At 62.7% G+C, this 17457-nt stretch carries 12 protein-coding genes; 3 read left to right on the forward strand and 9 right to left on the reverse strand.

The window, feature by feature from the left end; genetic code table 11:
• Both coxB and JG739_RS16335 read right to left on the reverse strand, forming a co-directional pair.
• Positions 1-816, reverse strand: coding sequence for a cytochrome c oxidase subunit II (gene coxB, locus JG739_RS16330; protein WP_202362493.1), 816 nt, complete (start codon positions 814-816; stop codon positions 1-3).
• Between the two features lie 428 nt (positions 817-1244).
• Complete coding sequence (locus tag JG739_RS16335) at positions 1245-2153, reverse strand: LysR family transcriptional regulator (RefSeq protein WP_202362494.1); 909 nt, start codon at positions 2151-2153, stop codon at positions 1245-1247.
• Between the two features lie 148 nt (positions 2154-2301).
• On the opposite strand from JG739_RS16335, the gene JG739_RS16340 reads away from it, so the two are divergent.
• Positions 2302-3750 carry an MFS transporter gene (locus tag JG739_RS16340; protein WP_202362495.1) on the forward strand — a complete coding sequence of 483 codons (1449 nt, stop codon included), beginning with the start codon at positions 2302-2304 and terminating at the stop codon, positions 3748-3750.
• Between the two features lie 45 nt (positions 3751-3795).
• Here JG739_RS16340 and radC read toward each other — a convergent pair whose 3' ends face one another.
• Both radC and map read right to left on the reverse strand, forming a co-directional pair.
• Positions 3796-4551, reverse strand: coding sequence for a RadC family protein (radC, locus tag JG739_RS16345; protein ID WP_202362496.1), 756 nt, complete (start codon positions 4549-4551; stop codon positions 3796-3798).
• A gap of 49 nt (positions 4552-4600) precedes the next feature.
• Positions 4601-5428 (reverse strand): type I methionyl aminopeptidase, encoded by an 828-nt coding sequence (gene map / locus JG739_RS16350; protein WP_202362497.1) that lies wholly within the window; start codon positions 5426-5428, stop codon positions 4601-4603.
• A 292-nt stretch (positions 5429-5720) separates the two neighbouring features.
• Here map and JG739_RS16355 point away from each other — a divergent pair, with 292 nt between their 5' ends.
• Together JG739_RS16355 and JG739_RS16360 are read left to right on the forward strand one after the other, a co-directional pair.
• Positions 5721-6017 carry a DUF982 domain-containing protein gene (locus JG739_RS16355; RefSeq protein ID WP_202362498.1) on the forward strand — a complete coding sequence of 99 codons (297 nt, stop codon included), beginning with the start codon at positions 5721-5723 and terminating at the stop codon, positions 6015-6017.
• Positions 6018-6139: 122 nt separating this feature from the next.
• Positions 6140-6799: a DUF2161 domain-containing phosphodiesterase gene (locus tag JG739_RS16360; RefSeq protein ID WP_202362499.1), complete on the forward strand. Its 660-nt coding sequence runs from the start codon at positions 6140-6142 to the stop codon at positions 6797-6799.
• A gap of 58 nt (positions 6800-6857) precedes the next feature.
• Here JG739_RS16360 and JG739_RS16365 read toward each other — a convergent pair whose 3' ends face one another.
• The 5 genes from JG739_RS16365 to JG739_RS16385 form a co-directional block, all read right to left on the reverse strand.
• On the reverse strand, positions 6858-8546 hold the full coding sequence (locus JG739_RS16365; RefSeq protein ID WP_202362500.1) for a GNAT family N-acetyltransferase: 1689 nt from the start codon (positions 8544-8546) through the stop codon (positions 6858-6860).
• Positions 8547-8564: 18 nt separating this feature from the next.
• Complete coding sequence (locus JG739_RS16370; RefSeq protein ID WP_202362501.1) at positions 8565-9902, reverse strand: HlyD family type I secretion periplasmic adaptor subunit; 1338 nt, start codon at positions 9900-9902, stop codon at positions 8565-8567.
• Positions 9903-9914: 12 nt separating this feature from the next.
• Positions 9915-12614 (reverse strand): type I secretion system permease/ATPase, encoded by a 2700-nt coding sequence (locus JG739_RS16375; protein ID WP_202362502.1) that lies wholly within the window; start codon positions 12612-12614, stop codon positions 9915-9917.
• A 22-nt stretch (positions 12615-12636) separates the two neighbouring features.
• Entirely contained in the window at positions 12637-14640 is a 2004-nt protein-coding gene (locus JG739_RS16380; protein ID WP_446720565.1) for a type I secretion protein, read from the reverse strand.
• A gap of 147 nt (positions 14641-14787) precedes the next feature.
• Positions 14788-16881, reverse strand: coding sequence for a hypothetical protein (locus JG739_RS16385; RefSeq protein ID WP_202362504.1), 2094 nt, complete (start codon positions 16879-16881; stop codon positions 14788-14790).
• Positions 16882-17457: the final 576 nt, after the last annotated feature.

Consider the following 17457-nt stretch of genomic DNA (forward strand, 5'->3'; position numbering starts at 1 on the left):
CTACTCTGCCGAGCCCACCTGCTGGGGGGCCGACAATTGCGCAAAAGTCTGCTGTTCGCCGAGCCACGCCAGATAATCTTCCGGCGTGTCGACCATCACCACGCCATTCATCAACGGGTGCCCCTGGCCACAAAGTTCGGCGCACAGGACCTGGAAAGTTCCGGTCTTGGTCGGGGTGAACCAGAAATAGGTGACCGAGCCTGGGATCATGTCCATCTTGGCGCGGAATTCCGGCACGTAGAAATCGTGCAGCACGTCGATCGAGCGGAGCAGCATCTTGATCGGTTTGCCGACCGGCAGATGCAGATCGGCGGCTTCGACCACGACATCGTCCTGGCCGTTGGCGTCACCGGGGTTCACGCCGAGGGGATTTTCAGGGCTGACGTTGCGGGTGTCGGATGTGCCGAGCTTGCCGTCCTTGCCGGGCAAGCGGAAACTCCACTGCCATTGCTGGCCGACGACTTCGACCACTGTTGCGTCGCTTGGGACGCTGACGAACTGGTTCCAGACGAACAGGCCGGGAACCAGCATGGCCGTGACGCCGATTGCGGTGACGATCGTCAGCCACCATTCGAGCCGCTTGTTCTCGGGTTCGTATGCCGCCTGGTTGCCTTCCCGATGACGGAAGCGGAAGACGCAATAAGCCATGAATAGGACGACGGCGGCGAAGACGACGCCGGTGATCCAAAAGGTGATGATGATGGTGTTGTCGATATAGTCCCAGTTAGAGGCAATCGGCGTCCACCACCATGGGCTCAGGAAGTGGAACAACACTGAGCCCACAACTACCAAAACGAGTACAAGCGCTATGGCCATATCCCGTTCCTCCCGGCATTCCAAGGGCGCGAAGCCGTCCCAGGAAATGCCAAATGCATCATAGCTCGATTTCCGGTCGAAATTCTAGTGCGGTGTTCCCGTCAGCCGAAAACACAATGGCGATGATGTGGAAGAACCCAAGAAGAAGAAGGCTGCGGCGAAGAAAAAACCTGCTCGGGCAACGAACAACACGGCTTGCTGCCGGATCGTGAACGGGCGCCGCCTCGCGGGGAGGAGGCTGATTCGGGATGGTGCCGACGGGATCAGGCAGAGCAGACCGGCTTCTGCTGTGCTGGCGGTTCGGGTTGCTGTCGGGGCGAGGGGGGCCGATTTCAACCTAACCGGGGTTCAGCGAGGCGGTCGGCCGGATCGCCGCACCTGCAACGCCGAGTTGCCGTGATCGGATCAGCCGCCCTGACCGCTGCGCTTTAAGGGATCCAGTGAGTTTTTCCAGCGCAAACGTCTCGAACGCAGCCGCGCAGCCAGCGGTGCGCCGGATCGGCATCCAGCCGCGGGTGCCACAAAAGTGAGACCGTGATTTCCGGCAGGGGAACCGGCAGAGGGAAGCAGAACATTCCATCGCGCAGGTTTCCCGTATAGCGTTCGGGAACGCTGGCGATCAGGTCCGAGGCACGCGCCAGGGCCAGAGCTTCCGAAAAGCCGCCGACGACCGTCACGATCTCCCGTTTCAACCCTAACGACTCAAGGGCGTCGTCGATCGGTCCCCTGTCGAGCCCGCGACGGGAGACGAGGATGTGCCGGCCGGCTGCGTAGCGGGCAGGGGTCATCGTGACCTCGCACAATGGATGCCCGATCCGCACGACGCCGACGAAACGATCACGGAACAGCGCTTGCGCGCGCATCTCCGGTCCCGTGTCCTTGCCGACAACGCCGGTTTCCAGGTCTACGCTGCCGTCGCGCATGGGCGTGCTGTCCTTGTCCGGCTTCAATACAAAACGCAGCCGCACGCCCGGTGCCTGTTCGCCGACGCGCGCAATGAGATCCGGCCCGAAATTCTCGACAAAGCCGTCCTGGTTTCTGAGCGTGAAGGTCCGCACAAGCCGTTTCAGGTCGAGCATCTCAACAGGGCGCAAAACGGCTTCGGCGTCCTGCACAAGCCGACCGACGCGATCGCGGAGCTCGAGGGCCCGAGGTGTCGGAACGAGGCCGCGTCCGGCCCTGACCAGCAGCGGATCGCCCGTCGTCTCACGCAATCGCGCCAGCGCCCGGCTCATCGCCGACGGGCTCAGCCGCAGCCTTTTGGCGGCGCGCGCCACGCTGCCTTCCGTCAGCAGCACGTCAAGCGTGACAAGCAGATTGAGATCGGGATGCGCCATCTGCTGATCGTAGCATGGGCGGCATGATTTGATATGGCGTCAAACGCAACGAATAAGTGCAAATGATGCAGCTACCGCCCTATCAAGCAAAGGACTACCTGTCTGCCAGCTCCGTGTGGGGGAGTCGGCCAGAAAACGGGAGTTCGTGTTGAAGCCAATCGATGCAGGACGGGCGGTCGCCGGAAATCCAGAACGGGCAGCTTCGGTTCGGTGGGCGCTCGCCAGCCTTGCGCTGTCGATGTTGCTGTCCTCGCTCGGCATCAGCATCGCCAATGTCGCGTTGCCAACGTTGACCCAGGCGTTCGACGCATCGTTCCAGGAGGTCCAGTGGATCGTGCTGGCTTACCTCCTCGCCATCACCATCCTGATCGTCAGCGTCGGGCGACTGGCCGACATCACCGGTCGCCGGCGGCTGCTGCTGGCCGGGCTGTTCCTGTTTACGGTGGCCTCGGTCCTGTGTGGCGTCGCGCCGACGCTCTGGCTGCTGATTGCAGCCCGGGCGGCTCAGGGCTTGGCGGCGGCCATCATGATGACCCTGACCATGGCTTTTGTCGGTGAGTCGGTACCGAAGGCAAGGACCGGCAGCGCCATGGGGCTGCTCGGCACGATGTCGGCGATCGGCACCGCGCTCGGACCCTCGCTCGGCGGTCTGCTGATTGCCGGAGCCGGTTGGCGGGCGATCTTCCTCGTCAACGTGCCACTGGGCTTGCTGGCATTTGGTCTCGCCTATCGCCATTTGCCGGCTGATCGCCGGGAGCCGAAGACGGATCGGGCCGGCTTCGACGTTGTCGGCACGCTGCTGCTTGCCCTGACGCTTGGTGCCTATGCGCTCGCGATGACGATCGGGCGCGGCAATTTTGGTCCGCTCAACCTGGCGCTGTTGGTGGCTGCAGTCCTGGCGGCCGGCTTTTTTGTGCTTGTCGAGGCGAGAGTGGCGTCGCCTTTGATCCGATTGGCCGCGTTCGGCAATACGATGCTGAGTGCGAGCCTCGCCACGAGCGCGCTCGTTGCGACGGTGATGATGGCGACACTGGTGGTCGGGCCGTTCTATCTGTCTCGTGCGCTCGGGCTCGATGCGGCTGTTGTTGGCATCGTCATGTCTGTCGGACCGCTGGTCGCGGCGCTGTCCGGTGTGCCGGCTGGTCGCTTAGCCGACCGTTTTGGCGCCGGGCGCATGACCATCATTGGGCTTTTGGCGATAGCCGCCGGTTGCTTCATCCTATCCGTGATGCCGGCAATGTCAGGCATCCCTGGCTACATCGCCCCGATCGCCGTCATCACATCTGGCTATGCGCTGTTCCAAACCGCAAACAACACCGCTGTCATGTCAGAGATCAGCCCTGACCAGCGCGGCGTCATTTCCAGCTTGCTCAATTTGTCGCGCAATCTCGGGCTCATCACCGGCGCATCCGTCATGGGCGCTGTGTTCGCATTCGCCTCAGAGGCCATCGACATCGCAACGGCGCAGCCCGACACTGTCGCCACCGGTATGCGGATCACGTTTGCGGTCGCGGCAATACTGATCGTCGTCGCGCTCGCCATCGCGGTCGGAGGCCGCGCTGTCGCGGCACGTTCGTCGCTGCCTGGCGTGTCATGACACGAGACGGGACGCTTTCGGGCCGCTGCTTGTCCAAACAGGGCGTCAGATCAGCAAGAGGCCCTTCATGCTGGCATGACCCTTCTTGCCGATGATGATGTGATCGTGGACGGCGATGCCGAGCGGTTTGGCCGTCTCGATGACCAGCTTGGTCATTTCGATGTCGGCGCGCGACGGCGTCGGGTCGCCTGACGGATGGTTGTGCGCCAGTATGATCGCCGTGGCGGAGAGTTCGAGCGCGCGCTTGACCACTTCGCGCGGATAGACCGGCGTGTGGTCGACGGTGCCGACCTGCTGCACCTCGTCGGCGATCAGCGCGTTCTTCTTGTCGAGAAACAGGATACGGAATTGCTCGCGCTCCTCGAAGGCCATGACCGACCGGCAGTATCCGAGAACCTGCGTCCAGGACGACAGGACCTCGCGGCCCTTGATCTCGCTACGCGCCGCGCGTTGCGCCGTGGCGGCAACGATCTTCAGCTCGAGCGCCACCGTCGGACCGATACCTCTGACTTCCTCGAGCCGTGCGACGGGCGCGCCAAGCACCTCCGCCAGCGTGCCGAAGCGTGCCAGCAATGCCTTGGCGAGGGGCTTGGTGTCGGCGCGGGGGATCAGGCGAAACAGCAAGAGCTCCAGCAATTCGTAATCGGGGAGGGCGTCGGAACCCGCGGCCGCAAACCGTTCGCGTAATCGGTCGCGATGACCGAGATAGTGCGGCTTTTCGTCCGATTTGGCTTTCGCGAGCGATTGCACCGGTCTTTCGGGAAAGAACCCCCGCTCGTCGTCGTCGCTGGTTGTCCCCATAAGCCGCCCGTATTTTCTTGACCGGAAAGATCCGGCCCTCGCACAAACACTATGCCGGCAGGCCGGGGCGGTCGAGGTTTTTTGGCGACAGCGTGAAAATCTCGCATCCGGTCTCGGTGACGCCGATCGTGTGCTCGTACTGCGCCGACAGCGAGCGGTCGCGGGTCACCGCCGTCCAGCCATCCGACAGCACTTTTACGTGCGGCCGACCGAGATTGATCATCGGTTCGACGGTGAAGATCATGCCCGGCCGCATCTCGACGCCCTCGCTGGCGCTGCCATAGTGCAGGATGTTGGGCGCGTCGTGAAAGAGCTGGCCGACGCCGTGGCCACAGAAATCGCGCACCACCGAGCAGCGCTCGGCTTCGGCATAGGTCTGGATGGCGGCGCCGATGGCGCCGGTGCGGGCGCCGGGCCTGATCGCGGCGATGCCGCGCATCAGGCATTCATGCGTGACCTCGAGCAGGCGCTCGGCGGCGCGCTTGATCGTGCCCACCGGATACATGCGCGAGGAATCGCCATGCCAGCCATCGAGGATGTAAGTGACATCGATGTTGACGATGTCGCCATCCCTCAACGGCTTGCCGTCAGGGATGCCATGGCAGACGACGTGGTTGATCGAGGTGCAGGACGACTTGGTGTAGCCGCGATAGTTGAGCGTCGCCGGCAGTGCGCCGTGATCCATGCCGAACTCGAAGACGAAGCGGTCGATGGTTTCGGTGGTGACGCCCGGCGCCACTATAGGCACCAGTTCGTCGAGGCAGCGCGCGGTGAGATCGCAGGCCTTGCGCATGCCGGCAAAGCCTTCTTCGCCATAGAGGCGGATCTGGCCGGTGTTTCTGAGCGGTGCCGTGGCGGCGTCGAGATAGGTGACCATTGTGTCTGTCTTGCCGGATGAAAGGGCTTCTGATGAGCCCGTTAGAAAAAGTCTCCCAGATTTGGCACCGGACGGCGCCAGGTTCAAGGACGAACTGCCGGCGACCGGGCTCAAGCCGGTGATATTCACGCTTTGCGGCTTCCATCTTGTGCGTGTCCGGCCCATGCCGAGCGGTTCGTCCGCACTGACGACATATTTCTCAACAAGATGTGGGACCTGGGCGAGAAGCCGGTCAAAGCAACTTCTTGCGACGAGCGGCGTTGCTGCGGGAATGCGTACTGGAGAGACAGGAATGGACAGATTGCAATTCGAGGTGCCGGTGCGCATCACGATCGCGCCTGGCCTGCCGGTCGAGGAAATCTACAGCGTCGAACAGGCGCTGGATTTCCTGCAAGGCTGGCCGGCTCGCCGCCAGGGCGCGCTCTATCAGGCTGCGTTCAACGCCTGCTTCGGCGCCACCGTCGACCTGGTCGAGACCGAGGAGGCTTGCCGGGCGTTCATGGCATTCTGCCGGGTGAGCCGCCTGCTGGCCAGGGATATGATGGTTCCGCGCAAGCGCGGAGGCGAGGCGAGGGGGCTTAGGGCTTAACGGCCGAGCGGGCAAGTCCCAGAAAATTGCTTGATGTGTTCACGAGTGACAAATCTGCCATCGGTGGCAAAGCCTGTCGGTGATGCTGTGCCAGCCAGCCACGAATCGGCTATGCGTCGCGCATGCAGGAAACGTCTCTTTACATCCCGGTGAAGCGGTTTCTTGAGAGTCTGGACTTCACTGTCAAAGGCGAAGTTGGCGGCTGCGACGTCGTGGGACTGCGTGACGGCGAGCCGCCCGTGCTCGTCATCTGCGAATTGAAGCTGCAGTTCAACCTCGAGCTCATCCTTCAAGGTGTTGACCGTGCTGCGTCATGCGATGAGGTCTGGCTCGCGGCGAGGATGTCAAGTCGAGGCAAAGGCCGCGAGCATGATCGCCGGTTCCGTGCGCTGTGCAGGCGGCTCGGCTTCGGCCTGCTCGGGGTTGGCTCCGCCGGCAACGTCGAATTGCTGCTCAGTCCGGCCGCCTTGCCGCCCCGGCGAGACCCGAGGCGGAGATCGCGCCTGGTGGACGAGCATCGGCGCCGGCGCGGCGACCCCGTGGTCGGCGGCGGCTCGCGTACGCCGATCATGACCGCTTACCGGCAGGACGCGCTTGCTTGCGCCGCTGCCATGGTCGACGGGCCAAAACGCCCGCGCGACCTGAAAACCATTTCGCCACGCGCCGCCAACATCCTGCTTCACAATGTCTATGGCTGGTTCGCCAGGGCCGAGCGCGGCGTTTATGCGCTTACCGACGTTGGCCGTGCTGCGCTACAACGCTGGCCTCAATCGGCGCGATGACGAAGCGGCACGAGTCGTTTGAGCGACTTGCGGCGGCAGGCAGACAACGAAGCCCTCGTCAAGCCACAGAAGAGGTGGAGCGGCTCGCGGTTGCCGGCCGCGGTACCTTGAGCAGGTTCGTCAGCCCCAGCGGCAACGACGGCTGGATGACGGGCTTCTCGCGCTCCGGTTTCTTTAGAATGTAGAGCGGCTTGGCTGTCCTCAACTGCTGCAATTGTCGCCGGGCCTTTGCGCGCAGGGCGGTTTCCGCCGGCGCGGGCGATCCATTCTCAAGGACCAGCGTGAAAGCCTGGGCCGCCTCATCCGTCCGCTGCAGGACGAGAAGGCTGCGGCCCAGGGCATAACGCGCCAGGTTGAGGCCTGGATCGAGGTCCGTGGCTCGCCCAAACGACTCGATGGCTGCGGAGTGGTCGTTTAGCGACTGCTGCGCAATGCCCAGGCAAAGCCAAGCGTTTACGGATTGCGGCGACTTGGCCGCAAGCGCGCCGAAGCATTCCGCAGCCTGGCGGTGATCGCCCTTCGTACCCAAAACGTGACCGAGGCCGTATAGAGCCTGATCATGCGTCGGCTCGGTGTTCAGGATCTGGCGATAGACGTTCTCAGCCTGGATGATCCAACCCTTCTTGTGGAGGCGGTCCGCCTCCTGCAACGCGCCGACCAAGGATCGCCTTTCCAGCCGGTCGCCAAGGTTCCGGCCGGTTTTGGTTCGCACCTGTGTGCAATTGAGGATGGTGTCGTGGGTGCCGAAGGAATATTTGTAAGGTTCGTTGCCGCGCAGGAAATCGTATGTCCGGAAACCGTTCTCGATCGCGCGGCGAATGCAATAACCATGCAGGACCAGGCCCGACGGGAGCATGTCGGCCGTCTCGTCACGCCCGACCATGTGGAACAGCATGCTCTTCTTGACCGGATCGAGGAAGATCGCGAGAGCGCTCAAAGGCCGGTCGCCGTGCCAAAGCACCGGCATAAACAGCGTGCCGTTTTCGAAAGCCTTTCTGAACAGCAGTCGGTTGCTCTTGACCAGGCCGGGAACGAGGTTCCCCTTCCGCGGCGTCCACTTGATGCGCCAGAACTCGAGCAGGATTTCGATATCGCGCTCGATGGTCGAGGCGTCGGCATGCGTTATGCGAAACTCGTCAGAGTTCTCCAGCTTGCGGAGAAATCTCCGCATCTTTTGGCGGGTGTTGGCGCTGAGATTGTGCAGAAGATAATCTTCCCATGAGGACGGGAGGTCGATCGCCGGGCATATGCAGTTGTCAACATTGTCAACCTGGTTGACGCGCTTCATCCGACGCATCGTCAGCCGATTGTCGGAAAGCTGCTCCATCAGCCAGCCTATCCTGCGTTCCGACATCCGCAGGTTTTCCAAATGCAGGCTGGCCCAATGCATCGTCTTCAGATGCTTGGCGAAAACCGCGATTGCCCGGTAGGCGTATTCCGGCGCGCAGAGGATGCCGGTATAATCGGCTGCGTGGTTTCCCCCCATATATACTTCATGGTAGATTTCGCCGGTATTCTTCCTCATCCTGGTGCGCAGCCGGAGCGGCAGAAGCGCGACATAGGGAGAGCCCGGCGGCCCCCTGCGCGCCGCCAAAATGAACCATTCACCATCGAAGCGTCGAAGATAGTGGGACAGAAAATCCCACGACACGAAGAAATGCGCGTCGGGATCCCTGGCGTAGAGGTCGTCCCAGTTGTCGCGAAGCCCCTTCAGTTCTTCCGGGCGTGTTAAGACGTCGATCTGCATATTACCCCCCGCCTACGATCAGCGTTCCATAAATGCCCTGGCCATGCTGTCCTTGATCGGCTTGGACAGGTAGTTGAAAAAGGTCCGCTCCGCCGTCTGGATGAGAATTTCGGCAGGCATGCCAGGCGTCGGAGCAAATCCAGGCACGCGCGCCAGTTCGCTGACTGGCAGCTTGACGCGCGCCAGATAAACCTCCTTTGCGGTCGGACCGGAGGCGTCGGGGAGCGCGTCGGCCGAGACGTAGTAAACTTCGCCGTTCAGAACCGGCGTCGTGCGCGCGTTGAGCGCGACCAGCCGTACCGTCGCCTTTTGTCCGACCTTCACATTGTCGATCTCGGTGCGAGGCACCTGCGCTTCTATGATAAGCGGCACATTCGCCGGCAAGATCTCCATGATGCTCTTGCCGCTCTCGATCACGCCGCCGGACGTGTGGTAGAACAACCGCACGACAGTGCCCGAAACCGGCGCGTTGATCGTCGCCCGGCGCAGCACGTTTTGCGCCTCGCGGGACTGTTCGCGGATGCTGTCCAGTTCGGCTTCAACGCCCTCGAGCTCGTCGAGCGCCGCCTGGCGGTAGGCGTTTTCTGTCTGCCGCATCTCCTGTTCGTGCTTGACGACCTGGGCGCCGGTCTCGGATATCTCGGCCGAGAGCCGCCCCATCTGCCCTTCGGCATCTGCTATCGCGCGCTGAATCGCCTTGATTTCGGTCGCGCGGATCAACCCTTGGTCGAGCAGGGTCTTCTTGCCGTTGTATTCCTCGCGTAGAAGACCGAGCTGTATCGTAACCGCTTTCAGCAACTGCTCATAACCGCCCGCCCGGAACTTCAGGGCGCCGATGTTCTGGTCGAGCAATCGGATCTCACTGCTTAACTTGGTGCGCGAGCCCTCGAAGTTGAGGCGCTGGCTATGGACGATTGAAGCAATTTCCGGGTCGTCGCGATTTTCAGTTATTATCGCCGGGAACTGTATAGTCTCCGCCCCATCCACCTCGGCGGTCAAGCGCGCCACGATCGCTTCAAGCCGCGCCTGTCGGAAGAACAACTGCCGTTCCTTTGCCCGCGCCGCCGTTTCGTCGAGCAGCACCAAGGGCTGATTGGTCTCGACATGGTCGCCTTCGCTAACCAGAAGCTGCTTGATGATACCCCCTTCCAGGTGCTGGATGATCTTGTTCTGACCAGTGGCCACGAAGCTCCCTTGCGCGATAATCGCGGCTGCGAGGGGTGCAGTGAATGCCCAGGTGCCAAATCCGCCGAAGGTGACGGCCATCAGCAGCAATCCAGCGGTCGTCTGCTTCCAAATGGAACGCGGAACGGCGCCATACCATTGAGCGTCTTCGATCTTGGCTATTTCCTTCACGGCAGATCTCTCTCATTTGACCTGAATATTGCCAAAATGGCCGCCATCGAGGCTCATGCCGCGCGCCGCCAAAGCCTGGAGCACGTCCTGCCGCATCCCGAAAAGAGCCACGGTGCCGTTGACGAGCACCAGGATCTTATCCACGGTCTGCAGCAAAGCAGGCCGCTGCGTGATCGTCACCATCGTGATCTTTTGCTCTTTGGCTTGCTGTAGAGCACGCGACAAAGCCAACTCGCCAGTGGTGTCGAGGTTTGAATTCGGCTCATCGAGGACCACCAATTTCGGGCTGCCGAAAAAGGCGCGCGCCAAAGCTATCCGCTGCTTCTGCCCGCCAGAAAGCGGCGCGCCATCGGCGGCGACGAAGGTTTCGTAGCCATGCGGAAGCGAGGCGATCAGTTCGTGAACGTCGGCCAGCTTGGCGGCTTCGTAAATTGCGCCATCATCGACGTCCTCGCGCATTCTGGCGATGTTCGCCTTGATAGACCCCGGGAAAAGCTGCACGTCCTGGGGAAGATAGCCGATGCTTTCACCAAATTGCCGCTGATCCCAGTTCCGCAGGTCCATCAGGTCGAGCCGCACACTTCCCGAAGTTGGAAGGATCGAGCCGACGAGCATTTTGCCCAGGGTCGTTTTACCGGCGCCCGAATTGCCGATGATCGCAAGCGAGTCTCCGGCCTCCAGGCCAAAGCCGATGCCATTGAGCACGACACGTTTGGTTCCTTGCGGCACGAACAGCAGCCGCTCGACATCGAGACGCCCTTCCGGACGCGGCAGCTTCAGGCGTTCGAAGTTCAGCGGGGATTCCTTCAGCAGCGCACTGATGCGGCCAAAGGCGGCGCGTGACTGCACAACCTGGTTCCACCCTTCAATCGCACCCTCGATCGGGCCAAGTGCGCGACCGGCAATGATAGACGCGGCGATGACCATGCCGCCCGTGACCGTGCCTTCGATGGCCAGATAGGCGCCCCAGCCAAGCATGATGACTTGGGTCAGCAGCCGGACGCCCTTGGAAAGAGAAGCAAAGGCTATGTTTCGGTCCTGAGCTATGACCTGCCATTTGAGCGAGTTGCCGGTATCCTTGCCCCAGATCCACACGGCTTCCGGGATCATCGCCAGCGCGTTGATGATCTGCGAGTTGCGCGACATCGAATCGACGTGGAGGTTGGCTTTGGTTTGGCTTGTGTTGGCCTCGCCGAACGGCTTGGCGGTTGCGCGCTGGTTGGCGAGCGTGATGGCCAGCAGCAGCAGCGCCGTCGCCACGACGATAAAGCCGAGGTCGGGGTGGATCAGGAATATCGCCAGCATGAACAACGGGGCCATCGGCGCGTCGAGAAGAGACAGCAACGTGCCGGACACCAGGAACGTACGCAGCTGCTGAAGATCCCCCAGCGTCTGATATTCGCGCCCGTTGCTGTGCAGTGAAGCCCTGGCGGCTGCGCTGAGGATTGGTCCCCCCAATTGGGCGGCGACCTCGACCGCTGTGCGCATGAGGATGAAGCGCCGGATGGCGTCAAATATAGACTGCAGGATGACCGCGCCGACAATTACGACCGTCAGCATCACCAGGGTGTCGACCGAGCGGCTCGTCAGGACGCGATCCGAAATCTGGAAGAGGTAGACAGGTATCGCAAGCACCAGCACGTTGGTCGCGATCGTGAAGATCATCACCGCGATGAGGTTCTTCTTGACCGCGCGAAGGCCGGCCGTAAGGCTTGCCGAGAGATCGACTGGGCCGAGACGCTTGTGGAACGCGCCGCCGCCGCCATTGCCGCCGCCACCGCCGCCGCCCTTGCCGGTTCCGGTTGGACCGCCTCCGCCAGGCACTTCCCGGGCAAGCAAGGGGCCGCGGTCGCCCTCGATTGTCACGCCGGGCAGAACCGGCTTGTTCTTCATCTCCTGCGTGGGCGGCTCTACTCGCGCGCTCGGCTGGTCCTGCTTGCCGGGCGCGTCCTTCGGCGCGTTCGGCGCCTTCCGTTCCAGTACTTCCGGCGCGGGCTTGCGCGCCGGTTCTTCCTTTGGTGATACGGCGCGCTGGGCCGGCTCGGGCATCCGAGGGCTCAGTGGCCGGATCTCCTGAGTGGGCGGCTCGCCTCCTCGCGCGCTCGGCTGGTCCCGCTTGGCGGGCGCGTCCTGCAGTGCGCTCGGCGTCTTCCGTTCCAATATTTCCGGCTCGGGCCTGCGCGCGGGTTCTTCCTTGGGGGACACGGCACGCTGGGCCGGCTCGGAGATCCGAGGGCTCATTGGCCGGATGGGGTCGGGCTTTCCAATGCTGTCTGCGGCTGGAGCCGTGGGCGTGGCCGGCGGCGGAGCCGAAGGCGCTTTTGCTTGCGGGGAGGGTGGTTGCACCTCGCGTTGCTGAGCGCGGCTGTCACCAAGTAAAGGCGCGGTGGAAGGGCGCGCTTCTTTGGTGATCCTGACCAGTTCGGTGACCTTGGCTTGTTCGGTGAGCTTGGCTGGCCTCGCGTCGCGAAGCGATGGTGGCGCTTCGGCTGGCCGGGCGTCCACCAGGCGCCGCAATTCGGCAACGACATCGTCCAGTTCTTCCACCGAACGATCGACCGCCTTGCTCTCACGAAACAAAGACTGTGAGATCGGCTCGGCGGCCTCGATCGACGCCTCGCTTCGCGCGACTGCTTCGCCGCCGTCATCGGGCCGATCCCATTCTGGTTCCTGGGCGAAAGCGCGCCCGGTTTGATCGTGATCTTCGGTCATTGCTGCCACCCCGGTTCGAAAATCACGCGAGAACGCTTTGCATCGGATCGGAATAGGTCTGCTCAGGCACGAGCGAAGGATACGCCACGTTTTGAGAGGTTTCCGGCGCCAGCATGTCGTCATCGAGGAAAGCGACCGCTTCATTCACCAGCACGTCGGGATTCTGGCCGCCAAGATCGGGGCCGGTGGAAATCAGCTCCGCCTGGATGAGGATCTCGTCCGAATAGATGCCGCCGCCGACATAGGTCTTGCCAGTGGAATCCACGTCGGCAATGTAGGCATAATTGACCAGTGAGTTGGTTCCCGTCGAAATTGTCCAGTCCGCCTCCGGATGCCCCAGCGCATTCATGGCGAGCGCCACCTGATCGCTGTCACCAAGAATGGTGGTCTGTTTGACGTATTGCAGATTGAGGATGTCGCCGGAGATGTAGAGCACCCGAACCGCCCCGATGCCCGCGAATGGGCCATCGTTCAATATGTCGGAAAGGTCACCCTTGCCGTTCTGTAGGCTTTCACACGCCTTGCGATAAGCTTCAGACATCGCCTCGAAGCGATCGCCGGCGCCGTAATTGACGATGTTGGCCTGGTTCCAAAGCAGATTGTCGCTGGTGGAGGCCGCGCCTTCGCCGGTTGTCTGGAAACCATCGACCGCGCCGATCAGGTCGTTGTCCAGGAGCACGTTCAGCTGGTGGATGATGTTGGCGTCATATATATTTCCGCCGACGACGATCAGGTCGTAATTGAAGCCCAGTTCGTCCAGCGAAATCTCGTTAGCCGCCGTGTTGGCGCCGGCTGTCACCAGCGTCTTGACTCCCGATGACGACAGGACGGAAACGTCATTGTCCATCATGAAGGCGTATTGCTGGATCCAGTTCATGATGAGCAGGTCGCCTTCGACCTCAGTGACGACCCAGTGCTTGGGAAAGTCACCCTGCTTGGCCTGCGACGCCGCAGCGTCCGCCGACGGATCGATGCGCTTGAACATCGCGATATTGAAGCCTTGGGTCGGATCGGTGGCGTTCAGGCCCCAACCGTTGATGGAGGAACTGACGAGGTCGCTGTCGCACGCGACATTGATCTGAATGATTGCGTTGAGCTCGACATGGTCGCCCATCACCGCGCAAACCGGCGACTGCAGCCAATTGTTGGCCATCGCCACGCTGTTGACGAGGAGATTGCCGCCGGCTTCCAGCTCGACCGAAACATCGATGTTGATGCTGCCGGACCCAGGCGTGTAGGAGGGTTGCTCGGGCTCTTCTTCCTCGTCCTCCTCCTCATCGGCTCGACGGTGCTGCTCCGGGAGGTGATCGTCGAGCTTGGGCGCCTCGTCGACGGATTGCCCATTGACGTAAGTGCCTTCGATGACGTCAGCCTTGACGACGAAAACCTCGGCCTCGCCATCCGTTTCCTCCGGATAGCCGTTGAGCCGTTCGCCGGCTGTCTTGATGACAGCCACTATCTCCTCGGACGAACCCGGCATGTCCAGATCGTCGATGGGAGACAGATCCGCCGCCGCGTCCAGCAAGGTCGCCATTTCGGCAGCATGGTTCGCTGCTGCGGGCGTGAATTTCAGGCCATGTCCGCCAGCGCCTGTATAGTCGTTGTCGGAGAGCTGAAGCTCCTGATTGATAAGGACCGCCACCGAGCCAGGGGGCTCGATCTGCGGCAGGATCAGGCGCGAAGGCGCGCTCCCCATCGGCGGCGCGTCCGGGTGGAACAGGTAACCTGGATAGGCTACGTCCGGCTGCGGGATCGCGGGGATGTCTGGAGGAACGAATTGGAAATCCGACCAGGGTGTCGTCAGGACAAGTTTCGGTGCAACTGGCGAATACTCGATGGAGGGAACGAAATCCTCCAGATCGTATCCTGCGTCGACGTTGACCGTTTGACTGGCAAGCTCCGGCGTTTCTTCCTCGACCGCCTGGGCCGCCTTGAATTCGTCATAGGCTTTCCTGAGACGGGCTTGCTCCAGCGTGATTTCAAAGAGTCCCACAAAGTGGCTGATCGCCTCGGTGATCTTGTCCATATACACGGAAGTTTCCTCCGGTTTTCGAGATCATCCGCGCCCTTGCCGGGTCGCGCTTCTCTTCTCTGGTTCGAAAGACTGCGCGGGGTTTTCCCCCGCGCAGCCTCTTTTTTGCAGATCTCGCCGTTGCGAGACCTGCCATGCCAGTTATGCCGCGTCGTCTTCGCCAACCACCGAGCTGGAGAGGTTGCCGCCCACCACAGTCATGTCGACCGAGTGGCCTTGCAGGTTGGCGCCCATGACGATCTGCTGGTTGAAGCCGTTCATGTCGATGGTGCCATTGGCGTTGGCCTGGCTTATGGCTTCAATGTGCTGGTCGTGGCCGATATTCGACCCCCAGCTGCCGCCGCCGCCGCCATCGCCAGCCGCGCCGCCGGTCGCAGTCGCTGCGCCGCCGTTGCCGCCAGCGCCGCCCGTGGCGTCGCCGCTCCAGGCATAGCCGCCGTCCGCTCCGTCAGCCCAGGCGCCGCTGAGAGCAACCGCGCCCGTTCCACCGGTCGCCGTCGAAGCGCCGCCGGTCGCATCGCCGCCGGTAGCATCGCCGGCCGTGGCCGCACCACTGGTGGCTGCGCCACCGGTGTTGATGTTGCTCGCCAAGCCGCTGCCGGCTCCGCCGCTGCCGGCTCCGCCGGTTGCGTCGCCGCTCGTGCCAGCCCCACCCGCGCCACTGGTGCCGCTGCCGCCGGCGCCGCCGACGCCAGAGCCAGAGCCAGAGCCAGTGCCAGTGCCGGAGCCAGCGCCGCCGGTCGAGCCTGCGCCGCCGCCAGTCGAGCTTGCAGCGCCGCCATCGACATCGGCGAAGTTGCCGGCATTCGCGCCGCCGCCGCCGCCGCCGCCGCCACCGCCGCCGCCGCCACCGGTGTTACCGGCATCGGTGTCGCCATTCGCGGCGATCGGGATAGCTACCGCGACGTTGTCATTGCTCTTGTTGCCACCCCAGGGATCGTTGTCGCTGCCAGCCTCGGCATCGTCCATCAGCGCCAGGGCGACAGGCACCGCGGTCGAGTCGCCGCCGCGTCCGCCATTGCCGCCGTTGCCGCCGTCGCCGCCCTTGGCGTCGGCAAAGCCAATCGCGCCAGCGTCGCCGCCCTTGGCGTCCGCATCGCCGCCGTCGGCCTTGGAGTCGCCGCCGACGCCGACGCCGAGGCCGAGGCCCAGGCCGAGCCCGACGCCGTCGCCGCCATCGCCGCCCTTGGCGTCGCCGCTGTAGCCGCCCTTGGCGTCGCCGCTGTCGCCATAGCCGCCCTTGCCGTCACCGCCGAGGCCTGCGCCGACTGCCACGCCGGTCGCGTCGCCGCCCTTGGCGTCGCCGCTAGCCGCGATCGGCACGGCGTCGCCGCCATAGGCGTTGCCGCCGTCGGACTTGGCGTCCGCGGAGCCGACGACAATCGGCACGCTCACGGCCACGCCGCCGCCCTTGGCGTCGCCGCCCTTGGCGCTGCCGGTATAGGCATCGCCGCCCTTGGCGCCGAAGCCGCCCAAAGCGACCGAATCGCCGGCATGGCCGCCGTCGCCGCCGGCATCAATGCCTTCATCGGACTTGGCGTAGCCACCCTTGGCGTCGCCCTTGTTGCCGAAGTAGCCATCATTCTTGACCGTCGCGCTGCCGAGATAGTCGTTGTCCTTCATGTCGCCGGTCTGGTTGATGATGGTGGCGCTGTGGCCATTGCCAGCCCCGGCAAACGCGCCGTTCAGGACGTCCGAGAAGCTGATGTCATCGCCCGGATCGAAGCTGATGTCGCCGTCGCGGCTGAACATCATGACGCCGCCAAGGCCGACATTCACGTCGTCGAGGTCAGCGAAGTCGTCGTCCGACTTTCCATCTGACGACGCGTGGGCGCTAACACTGGCGTTAACATTGGTGTTAACGTTGTTGGTGTTGGTGTTCGAGTTGTTGTTGTTGCTGTTGTTGTTATTGGTGTTGCTGCTCGTATTGCTGTTGTTGTTGTTGTTGGTGTTGTTGCTGGTCGAATTGGCCGTGGCGTCGCCAATGCCGATGCCAGCTCCGACACCCACACCTACGCCTACGCCGACACCAGTGGCGTCAGCGTCGCTCTTGGAGTCAGCGGCGGATTTGGCATCGGCATCGGATTTGGCGTCGGCGCTGGCGTCGCTCTTGGCGTCGGCGCTGGCGTCGCTCTTGGCGTCGCCATCTCCGATATCGATTGTGGTGTCGTCATCGGAGACATCGCCGATGAACTGCCAACCGGTGTTGGAGTTGTTGCTGTTGCGAGTAGTCATTGTCGTTCCCTTGGTTAGGGGCCGCGACAACCGAACCACATTCACTCTGACGTGGTCTTGGGCTGCTCGCGGCCGTTAAGTTTTCATGTGGTTGGTTTTGGATCGCCTGCGCCTAGGGGACTAAGGCCGGAGATCCGGTCATCGTCTGTTTGTACGGCGTTACCTCCCTTTGACGGGGAGCGAGGCATCCAGATTGCGCACGAGTTGTCGCTTGCGCCGCCCAACGGTGCGGTCGCTCGCTGCTCTCGTGAATCTCTGGATGTCCCCCAAACTCCCAATACGGAACATTGGAAGTCTGGGACCGTCAGCCGTAAATTGTAAGCTGATAGTTGGAGCTAGCCCGTTTGGGTCGATCTGCTCGCCATGAAGGGGTAAATCCTGGACGGAAGATCAGGTCCTTGGCAATCGTGAATGGCGGATAGTTGTGCGCCGCGCCGCTGCCGGCACAGGGTTGCCCAGGCAATGCCTAGCTCGTCAGGACTATATTTTTTTGCCTATTTTTGAGTTAGGAAGTCGTTAACGTGTGTCGTCCGGGTTAGGGGTTCCCGGCCTTTAGCGAGTGTTAGTAGCGGGGTG

Origin of the sequence: Mesorhizobium sp. L-2-11 (genome assembly GCF_016756595.1) — a bacterium.
In the GTDB taxonomy this organism is placed as follows: Bacteria; Pseudomonadota; Alphaproteobacteria; order Rhizobiales; family Rhizobiaceae; genus Mesorhizobium.